The sequence below is a fragment of the Sphingomonas taxi genome (assembly GCF_000764535.1).
In the GTDB taxonomy this organism is placed as follows: domain Bacteria; phylum Pseudomonadota; class Alphaproteobacteria; order Sphingomonadales; family Sphingomonadaceae; genus Sphingomonas; species Sphingomonas taxi.
This window is the reverse complement of record NZ_CP009571.1, coordinates 2,054,975-2,077,609: the sequence shown is the minus strand read 5'-3', so window position 1 is coordinate 2,077,609 and position 22,635 is coordinate 2,054,975. Positions and strand designations below refer to the sequence as shown.

Below are 22,635 nucleotides of genomic sequence, written 5' to 3'. Positions count from 1 at the left end.
TGTTGATACCAACAGCGTCAACGGGGCAGGCATCACCGGTTGCGTCCATCGCAACAGGCCGAACGGCGACGACGGGTCGTTTTTCGGAACGGTGAGCCGTGCGCGTCAGGGTGCGAGACGGCAGTGTCGGAAAGGGGCGATTATCAGGGAAGCGGACTTGCTCTTGTCGATGACAAGGGTCGCGTCGCCATCCCCAATGCGCTCCGCTCGACCTTGGCCGAGAATGCACCGCGACCCGACGGCAAGGACGGCGGCACGGTCATCATCGCCGCGCACGAGGACCAGCCCTGCCTGATCGCCTACGATCCTGCCTATCTCGCCGAACTCAAGCGCGAGCTGAACGAGCGGGTCGCGCTGTCGCGCGGTCCCGACGGCAAGATCGACCACAATATCAAGCGCGGCGGAGCCAATGGCGAAGCCGTGCCGTTCGACGGATCGGGGCGCTTCATCATGCCGGGTTTTCCCCGTTTCTATGCCGGTATCGGGGCGCATGCCTTCTTCTGGGGCACGCTCGACTATATCGAGATCTGGGACCCCAAGACCTTGCTGTCGACGCCGAACATCGCGCCGCAGATGGTCGCCGCCTGCCGCTATTACTGCCAGGACAAGGGCATCGCGCTATGAGCGACGCCCCGCACATTCCCGTGCTGCTCGACGAGGTCGTCGCCGCGCTCGCCCCCGCCCCGGGCGAGCGGATCGTCGACGCGACCTTCGGCGCCGGCGGCTATACGCGCGCCATCCTCGCCACCGGCGCGCAGGTCGTCGCCTTCGACCGCGACCCCGATGCGATCGCCGCGGGCCGCGCCGCGAACATCCCCGGCCTGACGCTCGTCCATAGCGACTTTTCGGCACTGGAGGCGGCGCTCGACGCGCCGGTCGACGGGCTGACGATGGATATCGGCGTGTCGTCGATGCAGCTCGACCAGGCCGAGCGCGGCTTCTCCTTCCAGTCGGACGGCCCGCTCGACATGCGGATGAGCCAGGAGGGGGCGAGCGCCGCCGACTTCCTCAACACCGCCGAGGAAGAGGCGATCGCCGACATCCTCTATCATTATGGCGACGAGCCAAAGTCGCGCCGCGTCGCACGCGCGATCGTCGCCGCGCGCCCGCTGACCCGCACGTCGGAACTGGCCAATGTCGTGCGCAAGGCGCTCGGCCATCGCCCGCACGACAAGAAGGACCCGGCGACGCGCACCTTCCAGGCGATTCGCATCCATGTGAACCGCGAACTGGGCGAGCTCGCCGACGGCCTCGCCGCGGCCGAGCGCGTTTTGAAGCCGGGCGGTCGCTTGGCGATCGTCACCTTCCACAGTCTGGAGGATCGGCTGGTCAAGCGCTTCCTGCGCGACCGGTCGGGCAATGCGCCGGGCGGCTCGCGGCACCTGCCGCAGGCGGCGGCGGGCATCGCCCCGAGTTTCGAGGCCGTCGGCCGCGCGGTGCGCGCCGGCGAGGCCGAGGTCGCGCGCAATCCCCGCGCGCGCTCGGCGACGTTGCGGACCGCCCGGCGAACGGCGGCGCCCGCTTGGGGCAATGGCAATCTGGCGGAGGTGACATCATGACGGCGGCGTATCGGTTGAAGGGGATCGGGTGGTTCGGTGGCTGCGTCGCCATCGTCCTCGGCTTCTACCTGGTGTCGCTGCAGGTCGCGGCGGAGCGCAAGAAGCTCGAGACGATGGACCGCAAGATCGATTCGGCGCAGCGCGACATCCGCGCGCTGGAGACCGAGTTCGAGACGCGCGCCAATCTCGCCCAGCTCGAAAAGTGGAACGGCGAGACGCTGGCGCTTGCCGCGCCGGTCGCCGGACAGTTCGTCACCGACGAGGGCGCGCTCGCCAGCCTCGACGTCAACCAGGTCGGCGTGACCGCGCCGGGGACCAAGCTGGCCGCGCTCGTCGTGCCGTCGCTCGCCACCGTCAACGTCGCCGCCCCCGCCGCCACGCCCGCGCCCGCCGTCGTCCAGGTCGCCGCCGCGCTGCCGACCGCCAAGCGCGCCGTCATCAAGGTCGCCGCGATCGAGAAGAGCGCGCCGATGCTCGCCAAGCTCAACGAGGCGGCACGCGCCAAGGTCGCGGTCGCCAAGGTCCGGCCGCAGGCGGTGGCGATGCTCGACAGGAAGCTGCTGTCCGACACGACGCTCGGCGATATCCTCAGCAGCGCGCGCGCGGAGGCCCGCAAGCGTTGACCGTCATCGTCGCCCGGCCCGCACAGCAACGGCGCAACGCCACCCAGCGCCATGCGCTGGTGGCGACGTCGCATATGCGGCTGATGATGTTGCTGATGCTCTTCGCCGCGGCGGTGACGCTGGTCATCGGCCGGCTGGTGATGCTCGGCGTGATGTCGGGCGGCGAGGCGGAGGCGCGCGTCGCCGCGCTTGCCGCGCGCGGCGATATCGTCGATCGCAACGGTGCGCCGATGGCGCGGACGATCGACGCCTGGACGATCGCGGTCCACCCCAAGCAGATCATCGGCGACAAGATGGAGATCGCCAGCCGCCTCGCCGCGCTGATGCCCGATCGCGGCGATCAGGCGTGGTTCTACGGCCAGCTCACCCGCCCGGTCAGCTTCGTCTATCTGCAGCGCCGCGCCAGCCCGGCGCTGGTCGAACAGGTCAATGCGATCGGCGAGCCCGCGCTGGTCTTCGCGCGCGAGACGCAGCGCCTCTATCCGCAATCGACGATGGCGAGCCATGCGCTCGGCTTCCTGTCGACCGACGGCCACGGCATGAGCGGCATGGAGCGCGTGCTCGACGAGCGGCTGCTCGACCCGACCAAGGCGGGCCAGCCGGTCGCGCTGTCGATCGACGTGCGCGTGCAGGCGGCGCTGGAGAGCGAACTCAGCCGCGCGATGAACACCTTCTCCGCGCGCGGCGCGGGCGGCATCGTCCTCGACGTCGCCACCGGCGAGGTGATCTCGATGGTGTCGCTGCCGACGTTCAATCCCAATCGCGTCGGTATGGCGGGCTCGGAAGAGCTGCGCAATATCACCACGCAGAGCGTGTTCGAGCTCGGCTCGACCTTCAAGCCGATCACCGTCGCCACCGCGATCGACACCGGCACGGTGACGCTCAACCGCAAGTTCGACGCGACACACCCATTGAAGGTCGGCGGCTTCACCATCCATGACGAGCGCGGCGATCCGCAGCGCTGGCTGTCGATGCCGGAGACGCTGATCTATTCGTCCAACATCGCCACCGCGCGCATCGCCGACGAGATCGGGCCGCAGAAGATGCAGGCGATGTTCCGCAAACTGGGTTTCGACACCAAGCCCGACATCGAACTGCGCGAGAAGGGGCGGCCGCTGATGCCGACCTATTGGGCGCGCACCACGACGATGACCACCGCCTACGGCCATGGCATCGCGGTGACGCCGCTGCATCTCGCCAGCGCCTATGCCGCACTGGTCAACGGCGGCATCTGGCGGCCGGCGACGCTGATGAAGGTCGCGCCGGGGCAGGCGCCGGTCGGCCGCCGCGTCATCAGCGAACAGACCAGCGCGCGGATGCGGCAGATGCTGCGGCTGATCGTGCTGCGGGGTACTGGCCGCAAGGGCGAGGCGCCGGGCTATCGCGTCGGCGGCAAGACCGGCACCGCCGAGGCGGCGGTGGCGGGCGGCTACGACCATTCGCGCAACGTCGCGACGTTCGCGGCGGCTTTCCCGATGGACGCACCGCGCTATGTGGTGCTCGCCATGCTCGATTCGCCCAAGGGTACGAAGGAAACCGGCGGCTGGAAGACCGCCGCGTGGAACGCTGCGCCCGTCGTCGGGCGGACGATCTCGCGCGTCGGCGCGATGCTCGGCGTCGTTCCCGACGAGCGGCAGGACATCGACGTGTCGGACCTGATGCCGTTGATCTGGCAGGACCCGACGCGCAAGCTGGCCAGCGGCAACTAAAGGGGGTGTAATGAGACTGGGCGCACTCACCGGCGGCGGCGAAGAGGCGATCGTCACCGGCTTCGCGATCGATCATCGCAAGGTCGCCCCCGGCACCGTCTTCGGCGCCTTCCAGGGTGCGCGCGTCAACGGCGAGGAGTATATCGCCGATGCCGTCCGCTCGGGCGCGATCGCGGTGGTGACGCGGCCCGGCGTGCCGGTCGAGGGCGCGGTGGGGATCGTCGACGACAATCCGCGCGAGCGGTTCGCGCGCGCCGCGGCGACCTTCTTCGCGCCCTTCCCGGAGGTCGCGGTCGCGGTCACCGGCACCAACGGCAAGACCTCGACCGTCGAGATGACGCGGCAGCTCTGGCGGATGGCGGGCGCGCATGCCGCCTCGATCGGCACGCTTGGCGTCACCACCGCCGACGAGCGCGTGACGACCGGGTTGACCACGCCCGACGTCGTCACCTTCCTGTCCAACGTCGCCGGCCTCGCGCGCGAGGGGATCACGCACGTCGCCTTCGAGGCGTCGAGCCACGGCCTCGTCCAGTATCGCACCGAGGGGCTGAGCGTCGCCGCGGCGGCCTTCACCAACCTCAGCCGCGACCATCTCGATTATCACGGCGACATGGGCGCCTATCTGACCGCCAAGCTGCGCCTGTTCTCCGAGGTGCTCAGCCCCGAAGGCACCGCGGTGGTCTGGGCCGACGACGTGCATGCGGCGCGAGTGATCGACCTCGCGCAGGCGCGCGGCAACCGGTTGGTGACGGTCGGCGAGCGCGGATCGACGCTGCGGCTGGTCGGACGCGACCCGACCTTGCTGGGGCAGGGGCTGGCGATCGAGGCGGAGGGGGAGACGCATCGCGTCACGCTGCCGCTGATCGGCGGCTATCAGGCGGCGAATGCGCTCGTCGCCGCGGGCCTCGTCATCGCGACCGGCGGCGACGTGGCGCGGACGATCGCAGATCTCGCGCGGCTGCAGCCGGTGCGCGGCCGACTGGAGCGGGCGGCGATCGCGCGCAGCGGCGCGCCGGTCTATGTCGATTACGCGCATACCCCCGATGCGCTCGAGGCGGCGATCGCCGCGCTCAAGCCGCATGCCGGTGGCCGGCTGATCGTCGTGTTCGGCGCCGGCGGCGACCGCGATCCCGGCAAGCGCGAGACGATGGGCCAGGTCGCGCAGATGCAGGCCGACCTCGCCATCGTCACTGACGACAATCCGCGCACCGAGGATCCCGCGACGATCCGCGCCGCGATCCTCAAGGGCGCGACCAACGCCCGCGAGATCGGCGACCGCCGCGCGGCGATCGCCGAGGCGATCGCCGAGGCGGGGCCGCAGGATATCGTGCTGATCGCCGGCAAGGGCCACGAACAGGGCCAGATCGTCGGCGACATGGAACTGCCCTTCGACGACGTCAGCGTCGCGCGGGAGTATGCGGCGTGAGGTGGGACATCCGCCCAACCCTCCCGTCACCCCGGACGTGTTCGAGGCCTCTACGAAAAGCCGCATCGCGGGTAGATCAGCGTAGTGCTCCTGCGAAAGCAGGAGCCCAGAGCCAAGCAAAACAACGTCTTATGGCGTTAGCGACCCTGGGCTCCTGCTTTCGCAGGAGCACAGAAGGGCTTTTTGCAGAGGTCTTGACCTGTTCCGAGGTCCACCCGTCCGCGCGGACAGCACTCGGACAAACAACCGTTTTCCTCGCCGCAAAGTGGACCCCGGAACAAGTCCGGGGTGACGGGGCAGTGCAGCCATGACGGCGCCCCTCTGGACCGCAGCCGAAATCGCCGCCGCCACCGCAGGCACCGCCGCGACCGATTTCGCCGCCACCGGTGTCGCCTTCGACAGCCGCGAGGTCGGCCCCAGCGATCTGTTCGTCGCGCTGACCGGCGAGAGCACCGACGGCCATCGCTTCCTGCCGCAGGCGTTCGTTCAGGGCGCGGCGGGCGCGATCGTCTCGGACGCGACCGATCATCCGCACGTCCGCGTCGCCGACACCTTCGCCGCGCTCAACGACCTCGGCCGTGCCGCCCGCGCGCGCATGGCGGGAACGGTGATCGGCGTCACCGGCTCGGTCGGCAAGACCAGCGCCAAGGAGGCGCTGTTCGCCGCGCTCGACCGGTCGCTGCCCGGCGCGGTCCACCGCTCCGTGAAGAGCTACAACAATCATACCGGCGTGCCCCTGAGCCTCGCCCGCATGCCGCGCGACACGAGGATCGGCGTGTTCGAGATGGGCATGAACCATGCCGGCGAGCTCGCCGAACTGACCAAATTGGTGCGGCCGCATATCGCGATCGTCACCGCGATCGCACCGGCGCACACCGCCTTCTTTCCCGATGAAAGCGCGATCGCCGATGCCAAGGGCGAGATCTTCCGCGGGCTCGAACCCGGCGGCGTCGCGATCGTCCCCTATGACAGCCCGCATCGCGACCGCCTGATGGCCGCGGCGGCGCCTTATGCCGCGCGCACCGTCACGTTCGGCCTGACCAAGGGCGCCGACGTCCGCGCGATCGAGGCGATGCGCCTGCCGACCGGCGGCTCGTTCGTCACCGCGCAGATCGGCGAACGCGAACTGTCGTTCACTCTGTCGCAGCCGGGGATGCACTGGGTGTCGAACGCGCTCGCGGTGCTCGCCGCAGTCGATGCCGCCGGTGCCGATCTCGCCCGCGCCGGCCTCGCGCTTGCCGAGATGGGCGGCCTCGCCGGCCGCGGCGCGCGCTTCGTCGCGCCGGGCGACGTGCTGGTGATCGACGAAAGCTACAACGCCAATCCCGCCTCGATGCGCGCGACGCTTGCGGTGCTTGCCGAGGAGCCGGGCCGTCACCTCGCCGTGCTCGGCGAGATGCGCGAGCTGGGCGACGCCTCCGACGCCTATCACGCCGATCTCGCCGGACCGGTACTCGCCGCGCGGGTCGAAGCGGCCGTGCTGGTCGGCGAAGCGATGGCGCCGCTCGCCAAGGCCCTTGAGGGACGCACCCAAGTCATGCATGTGGCCGACGCCGCCGCCGCGCTCGGCCGGGTGAAGGCCCTGGCCAGCGCCGGGGATGCGGTGCTCGTCAAAGGGTCTAACGGTGTCGGGTTGTCGCGCGTGGTCGCGGGCCTGGGGGGCGGAACGTAATGCTATATTGGATCGCCGAGCATCTGGGCTTCACCGGATTGCTGAACCTCATCCGCTACCAGTCCTTCCGGACCGGTGCGGCGGTCGCGACGGCGCTCTTCATCGGCCTCATCATCGGACCGCGCTTCATCGGCTGGCTGCGCGTCCGCCAGGGCAAGGGCCAGCCGATCCGCGCCGACGGGCCGCAGACCCATCTCGCCAAGCGCGGCACGCCGACGATGGGCGGGCTGATGATCCTCACCGCGATGAGCCTCGCCATCCTGATCTGGATGGACCTCAGCAACCCCTATGTCTGGTCGTGCCTGTTCGTGACACTCGGCTTCGGCGCGATCGGGTTCATGGACGATTACGACAAGGTGCGTAAGGCGAGCACCGCGGGCGTCTCGGGTCGCACGCGTCTCCTGCTCGAATTCGCCATCGCCGGCATCGCGTCGTGGATCATCATGGGGCAGAACGGGCCGCACCTCTATCTGCCGTTCACCGACCGGCTGTATCTTGACCTCGGCTATGCCTTCCCGCTGTTCGCCGCCTTTACCATCGTCGCCTTCGGCAATGCGGTGAACCTCACCGACGGGCTCGACGGGCTGGCGACGATGCCGGTCATCATCGCCAGCGTCGCCTTCATGCTGATCGTCTATCTGGCGGGCAACGTGAAGTTCGCCACCTATCTCGGCATCCCGCACGTGCCGGGGGCGGGCGAACTCGCGATCTTCTGCGGCGCGGTGATCGGCGCGGGGCTTGCCTTCCTGTGGTTCAACGCGCCCCCCGCGGCGGTGTTCATGGGCGATACCGGCAGCCTCGCGCTCGGCGGCGCGCTCGGCACGATCGCGGTGGTCGCGCATCACGAGATCGTGCTCGGCATCGTCGGCGGCCTGTTCGTCGTCGAGGCGATGTCGGTGATCATCCAGGTGTTCTTCTACAAGCGCACCGGCAAGCGCGTCTTCCGCATGGCCCCGATTCACCATCATTTCGAACAGCTTGGCTGGAGCGAACCGACCGTCGTCATCCGCTTCTGGATCATCAGCCTCGTGCTGGCGCTCGCCGGCCTGTCGACGTTGAAGCTGCGGTGATTACCGCCAAGGCCTTTGCCGGGAAACGCTATGCGGTGCTCGGGCTCGCCCGCTCGGGCCTCGCGACGGTGCAGGCGCTTGCCGCCAGCGGCGCCCATGTCGTCGCTTGGGACATGAACGCCGCGGCGCGCGAACGGGTGACGCGGATCGACGGCGTCATCGTCCATGATCCGCTGCAACTGGCGCTCGACGGCGCGGCCGGGCTGATCGTGTCGCCAGGCGTGCCGCTTAACGCGCATCCATTGGTCGATCATGCCCGCGCCGCGCAGGTGCCGGTGATCGGCGACATCGAATTGTTCGCACAGGCGCGCACCGAACTGCCGCCCCATCGCGTCGTCGGCATCACCGGCACCAACGGCAAATCGACCACCACCGCGCTCATCCACCATATCCTCAAGACCGCGGGCGTCCCGACACTGATGGGCGGAAACATCGGCCTGCCTATCCTCGAACAGCCGCCGCTGCCGGCAGGCGGCGTCTATGTGCTCGAACTGTCGAGCTACCAGCTCGACCTGACGCAGAGCCTCGATTGCGACGTCGCGGTGCTGCTCAACGTCACCCCCGACCATCTCGACCGCTACGACGGCTTCGAGGCCTATGCTGCCTCCAAGGCGCGGCTGTTCGCGATGCAGTCGCCGCAGCATGACGCGATCATCGGCATCGGCGATGCCCCCTCGGCGCAGATCGCGCGCGGCCTGTCGGCGCGGGGCGAGCATCTGACCAAGATCGCGCCGGGCGTCTGCATGGACCAGTCGCGCTGGCCGGCGCTGCAAGGCCCGCACAACGCCCAGAACGCGCTCGCCGCGATCGCCGCGGTCAAGGCGCTCGGCGTGTCGGAAGCGGATATCGACCGCGGCCTTGCCAGCTTCACCGGCCTGCCTCACCGGATGGAGACGGTGGCGGTCCGCGACGGCGTCACCTTCGTCGACGACAGCAAGGCGACCAATCCGGAAAGCACCGCCCCCGCGCTCGGCGCGTTCGGCCGCATCCACTGGATCGTCGGCGGCAAGCGCAAGGGTGACGACCTCGACGCCTGCGCGCCCTATTTCGACCGGGTCGCCGCCGCCTATACCATCGGTGAGGCCGGCCCCTTGTTCGCTGACCTGCTCGCGGACCGCATCCCGTCGGTGACGCAAAGCGGCGACCTCGCCACGGCGGTCGCGCAGGCCGCCGTCGCGGCACGGCCCGGAGACACCGTGCTCTTGTCGCCGGCCTGTGCTAGCTTCGATCAGTTCCGCGATTACGAGGAGCGCGGTGCCGCGTTCCGCGCGGCGGTGGAGGCCCTCGCATGACCAGTGCCGGTATGACCGACGCCGACCGCGACACGCTGATCGCCAAGGTCAAGCGGCGCGGCGGGCGCGGCGATCGTTCGCCGCTCGGCACCTGGTTCTGGGACATCGACCGGATGCTGCTGCTGCTGACGCTGTTCCTGATCGCGATCGGCCTGATCGCGGTCGCGGCGGCGAGTCCGGCGACGGCGGTGCGCTATTCGGGCGAGCATCACAAATTCACGCCGCTCTATTATTTCTGGCGGCAGCTCATCTGGGTCGGCATCTCGCTGCCGGTGCTGTTCGGCGTGTCGATGCTGCCGGTGCCGCTCGCACGACGGCTGGCGCTCGGCGGCGCGGCGGTGCTCGTCGTCTGTCTCGCGCTGACCCCGTTCGTCGGCAACAGCATCAACGGCGCGCGGCGCTGGATCGGCTATGGCTTCGCGCAATTCCAGCCGTCCGAATTCCTGAAACCTCTGTTCATCGTGACGGTGGCGTGGCTGCTGTCGCTCAAGGCCAAGGACCCCGAGCTGCCGACCGTGCTCATCACCGGCGCGATGACCGGGCTGATCGCGGTGCTGCTGATGCTCCAGCCCGATTTCGGGCAGACGGTGATCTTCTGCACCGTCTGGATGGCGCTGCTGATGATCGCCGGTACGCCGATGCGCATCCTCGGCGGGATCATCGCGATGGTGCCGGTCGGGCTGGTCGCGGCGTACATGTTCTACGGCACCGCGCGCAATCGCATCGACGCCTTCCTGTTCCCGAGCGTCGAGGGCGAGGGGGCGAGCGACCATTTCCAGACCAACGCCGCGCATGCCACGATCACCAGCGGCGGCTGGACCGGCACCGGCCCCGGCGGCGGCACCGTCAAGTTCGGCCTGCCCGAGGCGCATACCGATTATATCTATTCGGTGATCGGTGAGGAATTCGGCCTGATCGCCTGCGCGATCATCGCGATCGTCTTCCTGGCGATCGTCGTGCGCGTCTTCGTCAAGCTGCTCGACGAGCAGGACGAGTTCAAATTGCTTGCCGCTTCGGGGCTTGCGGTGCAATTCGGCGCACAGGCCCTGGTGTCGATGGCGGTCAACACCGGCCTCGCACCGTCGAAGGGGATGACGCTGCCGTTCATCAGCTATGGCGGTTCGTCGATGATCGCGCTGTCGATCGGCATGGGGCTGCTGCTCGCGTTCACGCGGCGCAACCCGTTCCTGACGCGCAGCCCGTATGTGGTGAGATGGGGATCGAATTGAGCAAGCATTACGTCCTCGCCGCCGGTGGTACGGGGGGGCATATGGTCCCCGCCGCGGCGCTGGCCGAGGAATTGACCCGGCGCGGCCATCGCGTCGCCCTCATCAGCGACCAGCGCGGCGTCCGCTTCCCCGGCCTTTTCGACGGCATCCAGACGCACGTCCTGCCCGCCGGCCGCTTCCAGGCGAAACGCCCGCAGGGCTGGCCTTCGGCGGTGCGCGAGATGCTGCGCGGCCGGGCGATGGCGCGCGAATTGTACCGCACGTTCAAGCCCGCCGCGGTGATCGGCTTCGGCGGCTATCCGGCGATGCCGGCGCTGCTCGCCGCCTTCGCCGACAAGATCCCGACCGCGGTGCACGAGCAGAATGCGGTGCTCGGCCGCGTCAACCGGCTCGTCGCCGGCCGCGTCGATGCGATCGCCACCTCTTATGCGACGACCGAGCGGCTGGCGGTGAAGCATGAGGGCAAGGTCCATCTCGTCGGCAATCCGGTGCGCGACGCGGTCTTGGCGCTGCGTACGCGGCCCTATCCGTTGCTCGAGGAGGACGGCATCTTCCGCGTCCTCGTCACCGGCGGCAGCCAGGGCGCGAGCATCCTCAGCCAGGTGGTGCCCGACGGGCTCGCGATGCTGCCGATCACCTTCCGCCGCCGGCTGCAGGTGACGCATCAGGCGCGGATCGAGGATATCGACGCGGTGCGCGCGCAATATGCCGAACATCAGATCCCGGCCGAACTTGCCACCTATCTGCCCGACATGCCCGAACAGCTCGCCTGGGCGCATCTGGTCATCGCGCGCGCCGGCGCCTCGACGATCGCCGAGCTGACCGCGGCGGGCCGCCCGGCGATCCTCGTGCCGCTGCCCGGCGCGACCGACGACCATCAGACCGCCAATGCCCGCGAGATCACCAAGGCGGGCGGCGCGCGCACCATCCCGCAGCCCGAATTCACCGCGGTGGAACTGGCCAAGCAGATGCAGAAGCTCGGCCTCGATCCGGTCGCGCTCGAAAATGCCGCGACCCGCGCCCAGAGCGTCGGCCGCCCGCATGCGGTGCGCGACCTCGCCGATCTGGTCGAAAGCCTCGATTCCCCCGTCTCGCGCCTGCCGGTCGGCAAGGCCGCCCCGCACAAGGAGGCGTTCGCATGATCCGCGGCGTCGCGACCGATATCGGCCCGATCCATTTCGTCGGCATCGGCGGCATCGGCATGTCGGGCATTGCCGAGGTGATGAAGAACCTCGGCTATACCGTACAGGGCTCCGACGTCGCCGAGGGCTATGTCGTGCAGGGGCTGCGCGACAAGGGCATCGCGGTGACGATCGGCCATGCCGCCGCCAACGTCGCCGACGCGGCGGTGGTGGTCACCTCGACCGCGATCACGCGCACCAATCCGGAGGTCGAGGCGGCGCTGGAACGGCGCATTCCCGTCGTCCGCCGCGCCGAGATGCTCGCCGAGCTGATGCGGCTCAAATCCACCGTCGCGGTTGCCGGCACGCACGGCAAGACGACGACGACCTCGATGGTCGCAGCGCTGCTCGACGCGGGCGGGATCGATCCGACCGTCATCAACGGCGGCATTATCAACAGCTACGGCTCGAACGCGCGCCTCGGCGCGAGCGACTGGATGGTGGTCGAGGCGGACGAGAGCGACGGCAGCTTCCTGCGCCTCGACGGCACGATCGCGGTGGTCACCAACATCGATCCCGAGCATCTCGACCATTATGGCTCGTTCGACGCGGTCAAGGACGCCTTCGTCGAGTTCGTCGAGAACGTGCCTTTCTACGGCGCGGCGCTGCTGTGCCTCGATCACCCCGAGGTGCAGAACGTGCTGCCGCGCGTCCGCGACCGTCGCGTCGTCACCTATGGCTTCTCGGCGCAGGCGGATATCCGCGGCGTCGACGTCACGCCGGTGCCGGGCGGCAACCGCTTTGACTGTGTCGTCCGCGAGCGCGACGGCACCACCCGCGCGATCGAGGGGATCGAACTGCCGATGCCCGGTCGCCACAACGTCCAGAATGCGCTTGCCGCGATCGGCGTCGCGCTCGAACTCGGCATTCCCGATGCGACGATCCAGCAGGGGTTCTCCGCCTTCGGCGGCGTCAAGCGGCGCTTCACCAAGGTCGGCGAGGTCGCGGTCGACGGCGGCTTCGTCACGATCATCGACGATTACGGTCATCATCCCGTCGAGATCCGCGCCGTGCTCGCCGCCGCACGTGAGGGCGCGCGCGGCCGGGTGATCGCGGTCGTCCAGCCGCACCGCTATTCGCGGCTCGGCAATCTGATGGAGGATTTCCAGACCGCGTTCAACGACGCCGATCGCGTGCTCGTCACCCCGGTCTACGCCGCGGGCGAGGCGCCGGTCGAGGGCGTCGACGCGCAGGCGCTGGTCGACGGACTCAAGCGTCGCGGCCATCGCTCGGCGGCGACGATCGCCGATGCCGATGCGTTGGCGGACGAACTGGCGGCGACGATCCAGCCGGACGACATGATCGTCTGCCTCGGCGCGGGCGACATCACCAAATGGGCGGCGGGGCTGGCCACGGCGATCGGAGAACGGCGATGAACGACTGGTTCGATGCGGGACTGAAGCTGCAGAAGCAGATGCTCGATGCGCAGCGCAAGTCGCTCGAGGCGGGCGGCCATGCCGTCGGTGCCGGCGAGGCGATGGTCCAGGCGCAGGAGGCGACGCGCAAGGCCGCCGAGGCGAATCTCGCCGCGATCCAGGCGTGGACGCGACTATGGGGTGTCGGCCCTTGGTGACTGCGGACGCCATCGTACTTCCGGCCGTGCGCGGGCGCCTGACCCAGGGCGCGCCGCTGGCGCCGCTCGTCTGGTTCAAGTCGGGCGGCACCGCGCAATGGCTGTTCGAGCCCAGGGACGCCGACGATCTCGCCGACTTCCTCCGCGATCTCGACCCGGCGGTGCCGGTGATGGCGCTCGGCCTCGGCTCGAACATGATCGTCCGCGACGGCGGCGTGCCCGGCGTGGTCGTGCGTCTCGGCAAGGCGTTCGCGCAGGTCGAGCGGCTGGACGACACGAGTCTGCGCTGCGGCGGCGGGGCGAGCGGCATCCTCGTATCCTCGACCGCGCGCGACGCGGGGATCGGCGGCGTCGAATTCCTGCGCTCGATCCCCGGCACGGTCGGCGGTTTCGTGCGGATGAACGGCGGCGCCTATGGCCGCGAGGTCAAGGACGTGCTGGTCGATTGCGACGTCGTGCTGCGCTCGGGCGAGCGCCGAACGCTCGCCGTCGCGGACCTCGGCTATACCTATCGGCACAGCGCGCTGCCCACGGGCGCGGTGGTGATCGCGGCGACCTTCCGCGGCCATGCCGCCGAGCCCGCCGCGATCGGCGCGGAGATGGACCGGATCGCCGCCGAGCGCGAGGCGTCGCAGCCGCTGCGTTCGAAAACCGGCGGCTCGACCTTCAAGAACCCCGCCGGCCACAAGGCGTGGGCGCTGATCGACGCCGCCGGCTGCCGCGGCCTGACCCGCGGTGATGCGCAGGTGTCGGAGAAACATTGCAATTTCCTGCTCAACCTTGGGTCTGCCACATCGGCGGAGATCGAGGCGCTGGGCGAAGAGGTACGCGACAAGGTGAAGGCGCAGTCTGGCGTGACATTGGAATGGGAAATCCAGCGGGTCGGGGTGGCCAAGTGATGCACATCGCGGTTCTCATGGGCGGCTGGTCCGCCGAACGCCCGGTATCGCTGCAATCCGGCAACGGCTGCGCCGACGCGCTCGAATCGCTCGGTCATCGCGTCACCCGGATCGACATGGACCACGACGTCGCCGCGCGCCTTGCGGAGGCCAGGCCCGATCTCGTCTTCAACGCGCTGCACGGCTCGCCGGGCGAAGACGGCAGCGTGCAGGGCATGCTCGACCTGATGGGCATCCCCTATACCCATTCGGGCCTCGCCACCTCGGTGATCGCGATCGACAAGGTGCTGACCAAACAGGTGCTCGTCCCCGCCGGCGTGCCGATGCCCGGCGGCCGCATCGTCAAATCCGCCGAGATCCACGAGCGCGACCCGCTCCAGCGCCCCTATGTGCTGAAGCCGATCAACGAAGGCTCGTCGGTCGGCGTGGCGATCGTCACCGACGACGGCAATTACGGCAATCCGATCGGCCGCGACGTCGAGGGGCCGTGGCAGAAGTTCGAGGAACTGCTCGCCGAGCCCTATGTCCGCGGCCGCGAGCTGACCACCGCGGTGCTCGGAGAGCGCGCGCTCGGCGTCACCGAGCTGAAGCCCAAGAACGGCTGGTACGATTTCGACGCCAAATATACCGACGGCCTCACCGAACACGTCTGCCCGGCGGACATCCCCGATCAGATCGCCGACGCCTGCAAGAGCCTCGCGCTCGAGGCGCATCGTCTGCTCGGCTGCAAGGGCGCGTCGCGCTCCGACTTCCGCTGGGACGACGAGCGTGGCGTCGACGGCCTGTTCCTGCTCGAGGTCAACACCCAGCCCGGCATGACGCCTTTGAGCCTCGTTCCCGAACAGGCGCGCCATATCGGCATGAGCTATGCCGAGCTGGTCCAGGCGATCGTCGACGAGGCGCTGCGCGACCCGGCGTTCAACGGCCGGCCTGCGAAGGACCATCGGGGATGAGCCGGACGATCAAGCGCGGGCCGCCGCCCAAGCGGCCGACCGGGCGGCGCCGGCAGCCGGTGCGCAAGGTGTCGCTGTTCGAGCGCGCGGTCTCCGCCGTGCCGGTCAGCGAGGACACGATCCGCAAGGCGGCGACCTGGACGATCACCGGCGGCGGTATCGCGCTGGCGCTCGCCGCGGTGACGTGGATCGGCATCCCCGGCATGATCGGCGCCGCCATCGCCGAAGGGGCGGGGCAGGCGGGCTTTCGCGTCGAGCAGATCGAGGTGACCGGGCTCAAGCGGATGGACCGGATGAGCGTCTATGCGGTCGCGCTCGACCAGCAGAGCCGCGCGATGCCGCTCGTCGATCTGGAGGCGGTGCGCCAGAAACTGCTCCGCTACGGCTGGATCGCCGACGCCCACGTCTCGCGCCGGCTGCCCGACACGTTGTTGGTCGACATCGTCGAGCGCAGCCCGGCGGCGGTGTGGCAGGACAATGGCCAGCTCACGCTGATCGACAAGGACGGCGTGCTGCTCGAACCCGTCCGGCCCGATGCGATCCCCGATCTGCCTTTGATCATCGGCCCCGGCGCCGACCGGCAGGAGGCGGGCTATCAGGCGTTGCTGGCCGCCGCGCCCGCGCTGAAACCGCGCGTCAAGGCGGCGACCTGGATCGGCAACCGCCGCTGGGACCTCACCTTCGACAGCGGTGAGACGCTGGCGCTGCCCGAGGACGGCGCGCCCGCGGCCTTGCTCAAGTTCGCCGAACTCGATGGCGCACGGCCGCTGCTCGGGCGCGGCTGGATCCGTTTCGACATGCGCGATCCGAGCAAATTGGTGGCGCGGAAGCCGGGGGCGAGCATGGCGCACAACGTGCCGGACCCGAGCGAGGTGGCGACACCGTCGACCGATACGACCAACATGCGAGCGGGGGCTGAGGGCTGATGGCGAAGGTTGCACCGGAAGGATTGATCACGGCGCTCGATATCGGGTCGTCGAAGGTCTCGGCGATGATCGCGCAGAAGGGCGACGGCGGCGAGCTGATCGTGCTCGGCACCGGCCAGCGCGAGAGCCGCGGCGTCAAGCGCGGCTATATCGCCGACATGGCCGCGACCGAGGCGGCGGTGCGCGAGGCGGTCGAACAGGCGGAGCGGATCGCCGGCATCAACATCGAGAACGTCTGGGTCGGCTTCTCCGCCGGCGGCCTGGTCAGCGACGTCGCCGAGGTCGAGTTCGAGCTGGGTGGCCATCGCGTCGAACAGCAGGATATCGACGCCCTGCTCGCCGCGGGGCGCAATTCGATCGATCCGCAGGGGCGGATGGTGCTCCACGCCCAGCCCGCGCTCTACACGCTCGACGGGCTGACCGGCGTCAAGAAGCCGCTCGGGCTGCATGCCGACCGGCTCGGCGTGCATATCCACGTCGTCGCCGCCGACGGCTCGCCGGTCCGCAACCTCGATCTGTGCGTCCGCTCGGCGCATCTCGAAGTAAAGTCGATCATCGCCGCGCCGGTCGCGACCGGGCTCGCCTGCCTGTCCGACGAGGAGCGCGAATTGGGTGTCGCGCTGGTCGAGCTGGGGGCGGGGATCACCAACGTCTCGCTGTTCGCGGGCGGCATGCTCGTCGGCCTGTGCTCGATCCCGATGGGCGGGCAGGACATCACCGACGATATCGCCAGCGCCTTCGGCACCCGGCGCGCGCAGGCGGAGCGGATGAAATGCTTCCACGGTTCGGCCAATGCCTCCCCGCGCGACAATCACGAGATGATCCCGGTGATGCCGATCGCCGCCGAGGACGACGTCCATGGCGGGATGCAGATCACCAAGGCGCAGCTCATCGGCATCGTCCGCCAGCGGCTCGAGCATCAGATGGACGAGATCCGCAAGTCGCTCGCCCAGCTCAAGTTCGAGGGGCCGGTCGGGCGGCAGGTGGTGCTCACCGGCGGCGGCGCGGAATTGAAGGGCATCGCCGATTACGCGCAGCAGGCGCTCGGCCGCTCGGTACGCATCGGCCGGCCGCGCGGCCTGACCGCTCTGCCGGAGGCGCATGGCGGTCCGGCGTTCGCGACGCTGGCGGGGCTCGCGTTCTACGCCGCAGCCGATCCGATCGACCTGCGCGGGGTGGCGCCGCAGCAAACCACGGTTCATCGGCAGCGTGGCATGGGCATGATGCGCAAGCTCATCCAGGCGGCGCGCGCGAATTATTGAGGGCCGATGACGACGATTGCGCGTTTTCTGTGGCACCGCATGAGTCGTTGAGGCAAAAGGTTAAATCAGTGTCCCGGCGCGTTTACCCGGATGGGGCGGAGAAAGTTACGTCATGAGCATCGAATTCATCACTCCCGAGGTCGACGAACTGACCCCCCGCATCGCCGTGATCGGTGTCGGCGGTGCCGGCGGCAACGCCATCGCCAACATGATGCGCGCCGACGTGCAGGGCGTCGACTTCCTCGTCGCCAATACCGATGCGCAGGCGCTCAAGTCGTCGATCGCGCCGCATCGCATCCAGCTCGGCGCGAAGATCACCCAGGGCCTCGGCGCCGGTTCGCGTCCCGAGATCGGCCGCGCCGCGGCGGAAGAGACGATCGACGATCTCGCCAAGCGGCTCGAGGGGGCGCACATGTGCTTCATCGCCGCGGGGATGGGCGGCGGCACCGGCACCGGTGCGGCGCCGGTGATCGCCAAGGCGGCGCGCGACATGGGGATCCTCACCGTCGGCGTGGTGACCAAGCCGTTCAGCTTCGAGGGCAACCGTCGCGCCAAGAGCGCCGACGGCGGCATCGAGGAGCTGCAGAAGTATGTCGATACGCTGATCGTCATCCCCAACCAGAACCTGTTTCTGATCGCCAACGCCAATACGACGTTCAAGGAAGCGTTCGAGATGGCGGACGAGGTCCTCCAGCAGGGCGTGCGCGGCATCACCGACCTGATGGTCATGCCCGGCCTCATCAACCTCGACTTCGCCGACGTCCGCTCGGTGATGCAGGAGATGGGCAAGGCGATGATGGGCACCGGCGAGGCGTCGGGCGACAATCGCGCGCTCGAGGCGGCGCAGAAGGCGATCGCCAACCCGCTGCTCGACGGCGTGTCGATGCAGGGCGCCAAGGGCGTCATCATCTCGATCACCGGCGGCGACGACATGCGCCTGCTCGAGGTCGACGAAGCCGCGAATCATATTCGCGACCTGGTCGATCCCGATGCCAACATCATCTGGGGCTCGGCGTTCAATCCCGAGCTGGAAGGTCGCATCCGCGTGTCGGTGGTCGCCACCGGCATCGATTCGGACGCCAAGCCCGGCGCCGCCGCGCCGGCGCCCGAGGCCGCCAAGTCGTTCAGCTTCGGCATGGGCCGCAAGACCGACGACAGCACCTCGTTCCGCCCGACCGGCGCGACGACGTCGGAGCCCGCGCCTGCGCCGGCCGCAGCGCCTGCACCCGCCGCGCCGGCCGCGCCGCTCGATCTCCAGCCCACCGATGCGGTGAAGCCGGACACGCGACCCGCCGAGAGCGACGACGAACTGGTGCTCGGCGCCGAGACGATCGTTCCCGCCGCGCCGCAGCCGCAACCGCAGCCGCGCGCGTATGGCGAGGAATCCTATGCCGCACCGGCGCGCACGCCGGCGCCGGACGCTGCGGCCGGTCGCCGCCCGTGGATCGCACCGGGCAGCGAGGCCGCCGCGCCCGACGCCGCACCGCAGCCGCGCGTCAAGCTCGGCGGCACGTTGTTCGAGCGCATGTCCAACGCCGCGCGCGGCCCGGCGCGCGACGAGGCGCCCGAAGACGGCAAGGACCCGATCGACATCCCGCGCTTCCTCCACCGCCAGAACAACCAGTAACGCTAATTTCCTCCCTCGCGTCAGCGGGGGAGGGGGACCGCCCGGCGCAGCCGGGTGGTGGAGGGGGCGTGCCCGCATACGACGCGGCTCGCCGTATCCTCCCCCTCCGTCAGTGCTTCGCACTGCCACCTCCCCCTGGCGGGGGAGGAATATAGTTTTCTCCCATCCGAGCTTGCCCCACCGATGTTCGTCGCCGTTCAGCCTCCGTTCGCCGCGCGGCCCGTCATCGGACATTGCCGGTTCAGGAGCGCTCGGCTCTAGTCGCCGCGATCTCATGCGATTTTCGTTATCCCCCTTTCTGGCGCCCGCCGCGCTCCTGTTGGCGACCGCGCCTGCCGCTTTGTTCGCGCAGGAGGTGGTGCAGGCGCTGCCCGGCACCACCGACGCCGACCGGCTCGCCGAACAGATGCGCGCGCTCGCGTCCAATCCGCGCGATCTCAACGCGCTGATCGCCGCCGCCGACCTGTCGCTGTCGCTCGGTGATCTTAGCGGTGCCGCCTCGCTCTACGCGCGTGCCGAAAAGGTATCGGCGGGCGATCCGCGCATCAAGGCGGGCGAGGGCGCCATTCTGGTCCGCTCCGAGCGCCCCGGCGAGGCATTGCGCTATTTCTCGCAGGCCGAGGCCGCCGGCGCCGACGTGCGTCGCTTCGCCGGCGATCGCGGGCTCGCCTATGACCTGATCGGCCAGCAGGAGCGCGCCCAGCGCGACTATCGCCTCGCGCTCAAGACCGATCCCGACGACGAGATCGTCCGCCGCTACGCGCTGTCGCTCGGCATTTCGGGCAAGCGTGAACAGGCGCTCGAACAGCTCGACCCGCTGCTTCGCAAGACCGACCGTAGCGCCTGGCGCATCCGTGCCTTCATCCTCGCGATGGGGGGCGATCAGGCCGGCGCCGAGAAGATCGCGACCACCATGCTGCCACCCGGCATGGCGCAGGGCCTGATCCCGTTCTTCCGCCGGTTGCCGGCGCTGCCCGCCGCCGACCGGGCGTTCGCGGTGCATTTCGGCGAGGTCCACACCACGCCGGAACGGCTCGCCGATTCGCGCCTCGCGCCGATCCTGCCGCAGCTCGCGCCCGAGCCGGCGCCGGTCGCGCTCGCCGCGGTGCAGCCCGTCGAACAGCCCGGCAAGAAGGACCGGCGCCGGCGCGGCAACCGCGATGGCGTCGCGCTCGCGTCGACCACGCGAAGCGTGGCGGCGCAGCCGTCCGCCGCCACCCGGACGCCGACGCCCGCGCCGACCTATCAGCAGGCGACCGCGGCGCTCGCTCGCGTCCAGCCGCTGCCGTCGCAGCCGCAGGGCGCGCCGGTGACGCTGGCCAGCACGCCGACGTCGGTGCCCACGCCGAGCCCGACCCCGGCGCCGACACCCGCCCCGGTGACCGCATCCGCATTGCCGCCGGTGCGGACGACAACGCCGACGGTGACGCAAGCCGCACCCGTACAACTCGCATCGGTGCAGCCGCGCCCGTCGGTGCCCGTCACGAGCGTCCCGACGCCAACGCCGACGCCCACCTTCGGCGCGACGGGATCGACGCGGCCTGCCGCGACCCCGGCGCCCGCACCCGGCTTCACCGCCGCACCGGCGCAACCCGTCGCTTCGGCGCCCGCCACCGTTGCGCCGACGCCCGGCTTCACCGCCGTCGCGCCGTCGCCGGTCAATCCGCCCGCCACGGTGACGCCGAGTCAGCCCGCGGTTACCGCGACCGCCACCCCGCCGGCCAATTACAGCGCGCCGCCGTCGCGCGCCGAGGCGGACAGCGTGCTCGCACGCATCGTCGCCGGCCTGTCGATCCCGGCGTCCGAACTCGGCGTGACCGAGCCGGTCAAACCCGCGCCGCTCGCCGCGATCCCGCCCGCCGATACCGCCGCGCGCGTCATCGCCGAGGCGAAGGCCAAGGAAGCGCGCGACGCCGCCGCGGAGAAGGCGCTGGCGATCCAGGCCGCCGCCGAGAAGCGCGCCGCCGACCGCAAGGCCGCGACCGACAAGAAGGCGCTCGCCGCCAAGAAGCTTGCCGATGCGAAGAAGCTCGCCGACGCCAAGGAGGCCGCCGAAGAGAAGAAGGCCGCCGCCGAGGAGAAGCGCCTCGCCCGCGCCAATCCGGAACGCATCTGGGTGCAGGTCGCCGGCGGCGCGAACGAGAACGATCTGCCCAAGGCCTATGCCGCGGTAAAGGCGAAGGCGCCGACGGTGTTCGGCAGCCGCAGCGCGTGGTCGACGCCGCTGCGCGCCACCAACCGCGTGCTCGTCGGCCCGTTCAAGACCGACGCCGAGGCACGCAGCTTCGTCAACCAGCTCAAGAAGGAAGGCGTGTCGACCTTCACCTTCACCAGCGACGCCGGCCAGGCGGTCACCAGGCTGTCGGCCGGCAAGGGCAAGTGAGCGCACGCGCGCCCTGGGCATCCGACCCGGCGCGCAGCAAAGGTCGCCGTCACGAGGAACAGACCGGGACCACGCGCGGCCCGCGCGACGATTTTCAGCGCGACCGCGACCGCATCATCCATTCGATCAGCTTCCGCCGCCTGCGCCACAAGACGCAGGTGTTCATGGCGCCCGATGGCGACCATTTCCGCGTCCGCCTGACCCACAGCCTCGAAGTCGCGCAGATCGGCCGCACCATTGCGCGCGTGCTCGGCCTCAACGAGGATCTCACCGAGGCGCTGTGCCTCGCGCACGACATTGGCCACCCGCCGTTCGGCCACGCCGGCGAGGATGCGCTCAAGATCGCCCTCGCCGATGCCGGCGGCTTCGATCACAACGGCCATACGTTGCGCGCGCTGACGCTGATCGAGCGGCCCTATCCGCGCTGGAACGGGCTCAACCTGACCTGGGAGACGCTGGAGGGGCTCGCCAAGCACAACGGCCCGGTCCGCCACCCCGGCTGGGCGCTGCGCGAGGCGGACGCGCAATTCCCGCTCGATCTGACCAGCCACGCCAGCCTCGAAGCGCAGGTCGCGGCGATCGCCGACGACATCGCCTATGACAATCACGATATCGACGACGGGCTGCGTGCCGGGCTGCTGACGCTCGACCAGTTGCTCGCGGTGCCGATCGTCGCGCGCGGCTGGCAGGGGGCCTGCGCGCGTTTCCCCGACGTCGCGCCCAAGCGGCTGGCGAGCGAGTTGGTGCGCAGCCAGATCGGCACGATGGTCAATGACCTGATCGAGGAGACGCGCCGTCGCATCGCCGCGTCGGGCGTGACCAGCGCCGACGACGTGCGCGCGGCGGGGGAGGCGCTCTGCGGCTTCTCGCCGGCGATGCGCGAGGAGGAGCGCGACCTCAAGCGCTTCATGTACGCCAATCTCTACCACCATCCGCGCCAGCTCGAAGCGGCCGACACCGCGCACGGCATCGTCACCGGCCTGTTCGCGGCCTATCGCGCCGACCCCGCCGCGATGACCGCCGAATGGGCCGAGGACGTGCCGCACGACGAACCCGGCCGCAGTCGCCACATCGCCGATTTCATCGCCGGCATGACCGACCGCTATGCCATCGCCCGCTATCGCGAACTGGTCGGCGCCATCGAGCTGCCCGAGGGGTTCTAGGGAAGGGCGCGCCGGACGGGATGGGGGCCAGACATCGAGCGCTCACGACATCCCGTGGCCCACCGGGTCACGGAAATGCGGTCCCTCC

Annotated in this window: 19 protein-coding genes; all 19 read left to right on the top strand. The window is 69.7% G+C overall.

Going from position 1 to position 22,635, the window contains the following annotated elements; translation table 11 throughout:
* Window positions 1-123 precede the first annotated feature (123 nt).
* The 19 genes from MC45_RS09295 to MC45_RS09205 all read left to right on the top strand — a co-directional run bounded on the left by MC45_RS09295 (window position 124) and on the right by MC45_RS09205 (window position 22,547).
* A complete protein-coding gene (locus MC45_RS09295) occupies window positions 124-624 on the top strand; it encodes a division/cell wall cluster transcriptional repressor MraZ (protein WP_038662189.1) in 501 nt (166 codons plus the stop codon).
* A complete protein-coding gene (gene rsmH, locus MC45_RS09290) occupies window positions 621-1,559 on the top strand; it encodes a 16S rRNA (cytosine(1402)-N(4))-methyltransferase RsmH (protein ID WP_038662186.1) in 939 nt (312 codons plus the stop codon). Before MC45_RS09295 ends, rsmH begins: the two co-directional genes overlap by 4 nt.
* Window positions 1,556-2,182, top strand: a complete 627-nt coding sequence (locus MC45_RS09285; protein ID WP_038662184.1) for a hypothetical protein — start codon at window positions 1,556-1,558, stop codon at window positions 2,180-2,182. The genes rsmH and MC45_RS09285 overlap by 4 nt, the downstream gene beginning before the upstream one ends.
* Window positions 2,179-3,891, top strand: a complete 1,713-nt coding sequence (locus tag MC45_RS09280) for a peptidoglycan D,D-transpeptidase FtsI family protein (protein WP_038662181.1) — start codon at window positions 2,179-2,181, stop codon at window positions 3,889-3,891. Before MC45_RS09285 ends, MC45_RS09280 begins: the two co-directional genes overlap by 4 nt.
* 10 nt (window positions 3,892-3,901) lie before the next feature.
* Window positions 3,902-5,317: a UDP-N-acetylmuramoyl-L-alanyl-D-glutamate--2,6-diaminopimelate ligase gene (locus MC45_RS09275; RefSeq protein WP_038662177.1), complete on the top strand. Its 1,416-nt coding sequence runs from the start codon at window positions 3,902-3,904 to the stop codon at window positions 5,315-5,317.
* Between the two features lie 307 nt (window positions 5,318-5,624).
* Window positions 5,625-6,989 carry a UDP-N-acetylmuramoyl-tripeptide--D-alanyl-D-alanine ligase gene (locus MC45_RS09270; RefSeq protein WP_038662174.1) on the top strand — a complete coding sequence of 455 codons (1,365 nt, stop codon included), beginning with the start codon at window positions 5,625-5,627 and terminating at the stop codon, window positions 6,987-6,989.
* Window positions 6,989-8,059 carry a phospho-N-acetylmuramoyl-pentapeptide-transferase gene (gene mraY / locus MC45_RS09265; RefSeq protein ID WP_038662171.1) on the top strand — a complete coding sequence of 357 codons (1,071 nt, stop codon included), beginning with the start codon at window positions 6,989-6,991 and terminating at the stop codon, window positions 8,057-8,059. The genes MC45_RS09270 and mraY overlap by 1 nt, the downstream gene beginning before the upstream one ends.
* Complete coding sequence (gene murD / locus MC45_RS09260) at window positions 8,056-9,351, top strand: UDP-N-acetylmuramoyl-L-alanine--D-glutamate ligase (RefSeq protein ID WP_038662168.1); 1,296 nt, start codon at window positions 8,056-8,058, stop codon at window positions 9,349-9,351. Before mraY ends, murD begins: the two co-directional genes overlap by 4 nt.
* Complete coding sequence (locus MC45_RS09255) at window positions 9,348-10,580, top strand: FtsW/RodA/SpoVE family cell cycle protein (protein WP_245640690.1); 1,233 nt, start codon at window positions 9,348-9,350, stop codon at window positions 10,578-10,580. Before murD ends, MC45_RS09255 begins: the two co-directional genes overlap by 4 nt.
* Entirely contained in the window at window positions 10,565-11,722 is a 1,158-nt protein-coding gene (gene murG, locus MC45_RS09250; RefSeq protein WP_038662162.1) for an undecaprenyldiphospho-muramoylpentapeptide beta-N-acetylglucosaminyltransferase, read from the top strand. Before MC45_RS09255 ends, murG begins: the two co-directional genes overlap by 16 nt.
* Window positions 11,722-13,137, top strand: coding sequence for a UDP-N-acetylmuramate--L-alanine ligase (gene murC / locus MC45_RS09245; RefSeq protein ID WP_171009508.1), 1,416 nt, complete (start codon window positions 11,722-11,724; stop codon window positions 13,135-13,137). Before murG ends, murC begins: the two co-directional genes overlap by 1 nt.
* On the top strand, window positions 13,134-13,334 hold the full coding sequence (locus MC45_RS09240; RefSeq protein ID WP_038662156.1) for a hypothetical protein: 201 nt from the start codon (window positions 13,134-13,136) through the stop codon (window positions 13,332-13,334). Before murC ends, MC45_RS09240 begins: the two co-directional genes overlap by 4 nt.
* Window positions 13,313-14,233 carry a UDP-N-acetylmuramate dehydrogenase gene (gene murB / locus MC45_RS09235; RefSeq protein ID WP_052075596.1) on the top strand — a complete coding sequence of 307 codons (921 nt, stop codon included), beginning with the start codon at window positions 13,313-13,315 and terminating at the stop codon, window positions 14,231-14,233. The genes MC45_RS09240 and murB overlap by 22 nt, the downstream gene beginning before the upstream one ends.
* Window positions 14,233-15,186, top strand: coding sequence for a D-alanine--D-alanine ligase (locus MC45_RS09230; RefSeq protein WP_052075595.1), 954 nt, complete (start codon window positions 14,233-14,235; stop codon window positions 15,184-15,186). Before murB ends, MC45_RS09230 begins: the two co-directional genes overlap by 1 nt.
* Window positions 15,183-16,112 carry a cell division protein FtsQ/DivIB gene (locus MC45_RS09225; protein WP_038662153.1) on the top strand — a complete coding sequence of 310 codons (930 nt, stop codon included), beginning with the start codon at window positions 15,183-15,185 and terminating at the stop codon, window positions 16,110-16,112. The genes MC45_RS09230 and MC45_RS09225 overlap by 4 nt, the downstream gene beginning before the upstream one ends.
* Window positions 16,112-17,374, top strand: a complete 1,263-nt coding sequence (gene ftsA / locus MC45_RS09220) for a cell division protein FtsA (RefSeq protein ID WP_038662151.1) — start codon at window positions 16,112-16,114, stop codon at window positions 17,372-17,374. The genes MC45_RS09225 and ftsA overlap by 1 nt, the downstream gene beginning before the upstream one ends.
* A 112-nt stretch (window positions 17,375-17,486) precedes the next feature.
* Complete coding sequence (gene ftsZ / locus MC45_RS09215) at window positions 17,487-19,001, top strand: cell division protein FtsZ (RefSeq protein ID WP_038662148.1); 1,515 nt, start codon at window positions 17,487-17,489, stop codon at window positions 18,999-19,001.
* A gap of 319 nt (window positions 19,002-19,320) precedes the next feature.
* Entirely contained in the window at window positions 19,321-21,384 is a 2,064-nt protein-coding gene (locus tag MC45_RS09210) for a tetratricopeptide repeat protein (protein WP_245640689.1), read from the top strand.
* Complete coding sequence (locus tag MC45_RS09205) at window positions 21,381-22,547, top strand: deoxyguanosinetriphosphate triphosphohydrolase (RefSeq protein ID WP_038662143.1); 1,167 nt, start codon at window positions 21,381-21,383, stop codon at window positions 22,545-22,547. The genes MC45_RS09210 and MC45_RS09205 overlap by 4 nt, the downstream gene beginning before the upstream one ends.
* Window positions 22,548-22,635: the final 88 nt, after the last annotated feature.

What these genes read in the sequence shown, in the direction of transcription:
- mraY (WP_038662171.1), top strand. Translation starts at nt 6,989, where the DNA reads ATGCTATATTGGATCGCCGAGCATCTGGGCTTCACCGGATTGCTGAAC.
- MC45_RS09285 (WP_038662184.1), top strand. Translation starts at nt 1,556, where the DNA reads ATGACGGCGGCGTATCGGTTGAAGGGGATCGGGTGGTTCGGTGGCTGC.
- MC45_RS09230 (WP_052075595.1), top strand. Translation starts at nt 14,233, where the DNA reads ATGCACATCGCGGTTCTCATGGGCGGCTGGTCCGCCGAACGCCCGGTA.
- MC45_RS09275 (WP_038662177.1), top strand. Translation starts at nt 3,902, where the DNA reads ATGAGACTGGGCGCACTCACCGGCGGCGGCGAAGAGGCGATCGTCACC.
- rsmH (WP_038662186.1), top strand. Translation starts at nt 621, where the DNA reads ATGAGCGACGCCCCGCACATTCCCGTGCTGCTCGACGAGGTCGTCGCC.
- MC45_RS09270 (WP_038662174.1), top strand. Translation starts at nt 5,625, where the DNA reads ATGACGGCGCCCCTCTGGACCGCAGCCGAAATCGCCGCCGCCACCGCA.
- MC45_RS09240 (WP_038662156.1), top strand. Translation starts at nt 13,134, where the DNA reads ATGAACGACTGGTTCGATGCGGGACTGAAGCTGCAGAAGCAGATGCTC.
- ftsA (WP_038662151.1), top strand. Translation starts at nt 16,112, where the DNA reads ATGGCGAAGGTTGCACCGGAAGGATTGATCACGGCGCTCGATATCGGG.
- MC45_RS09225 (WP_038662153.1), top strand. Translation starts at nt 15,183, where the DNA reads ATGAGCCGGACGATCAAGCGCGGGCCGCCGCCCAAGCGGCCGACCGGG.
- ftsZ (WP_038662148.1), top strand. Translation starts at nt 17,487, where the DNA reads ATGAGCATCGAATTCATCACTCCCGAGGTCGACGAACTGACCCCCCGC.
- murG (WP_038662162.1), top strand. Translation starts at nt 10,565, where the DNA reads ATGGGGATCGAATTGAGCAAGCATTACGTCCTCGCCGCCGGTGGTACG.
- MC45_RS09255 (WP_245640690.1), top strand. Translation starts at nt 9,348, where the DNA reads ATGACCAGTGCCGGTATGACCGACGCCGACCGCGACACGCTGATCGCC.
- murB (WP_052075596.1), top strand. Translation starts at nt 13,313, where the DNA reads ATGGGGTGTCGGCCCTTGGTGACTGCGGACGCCATCGTACTTCCGGCC.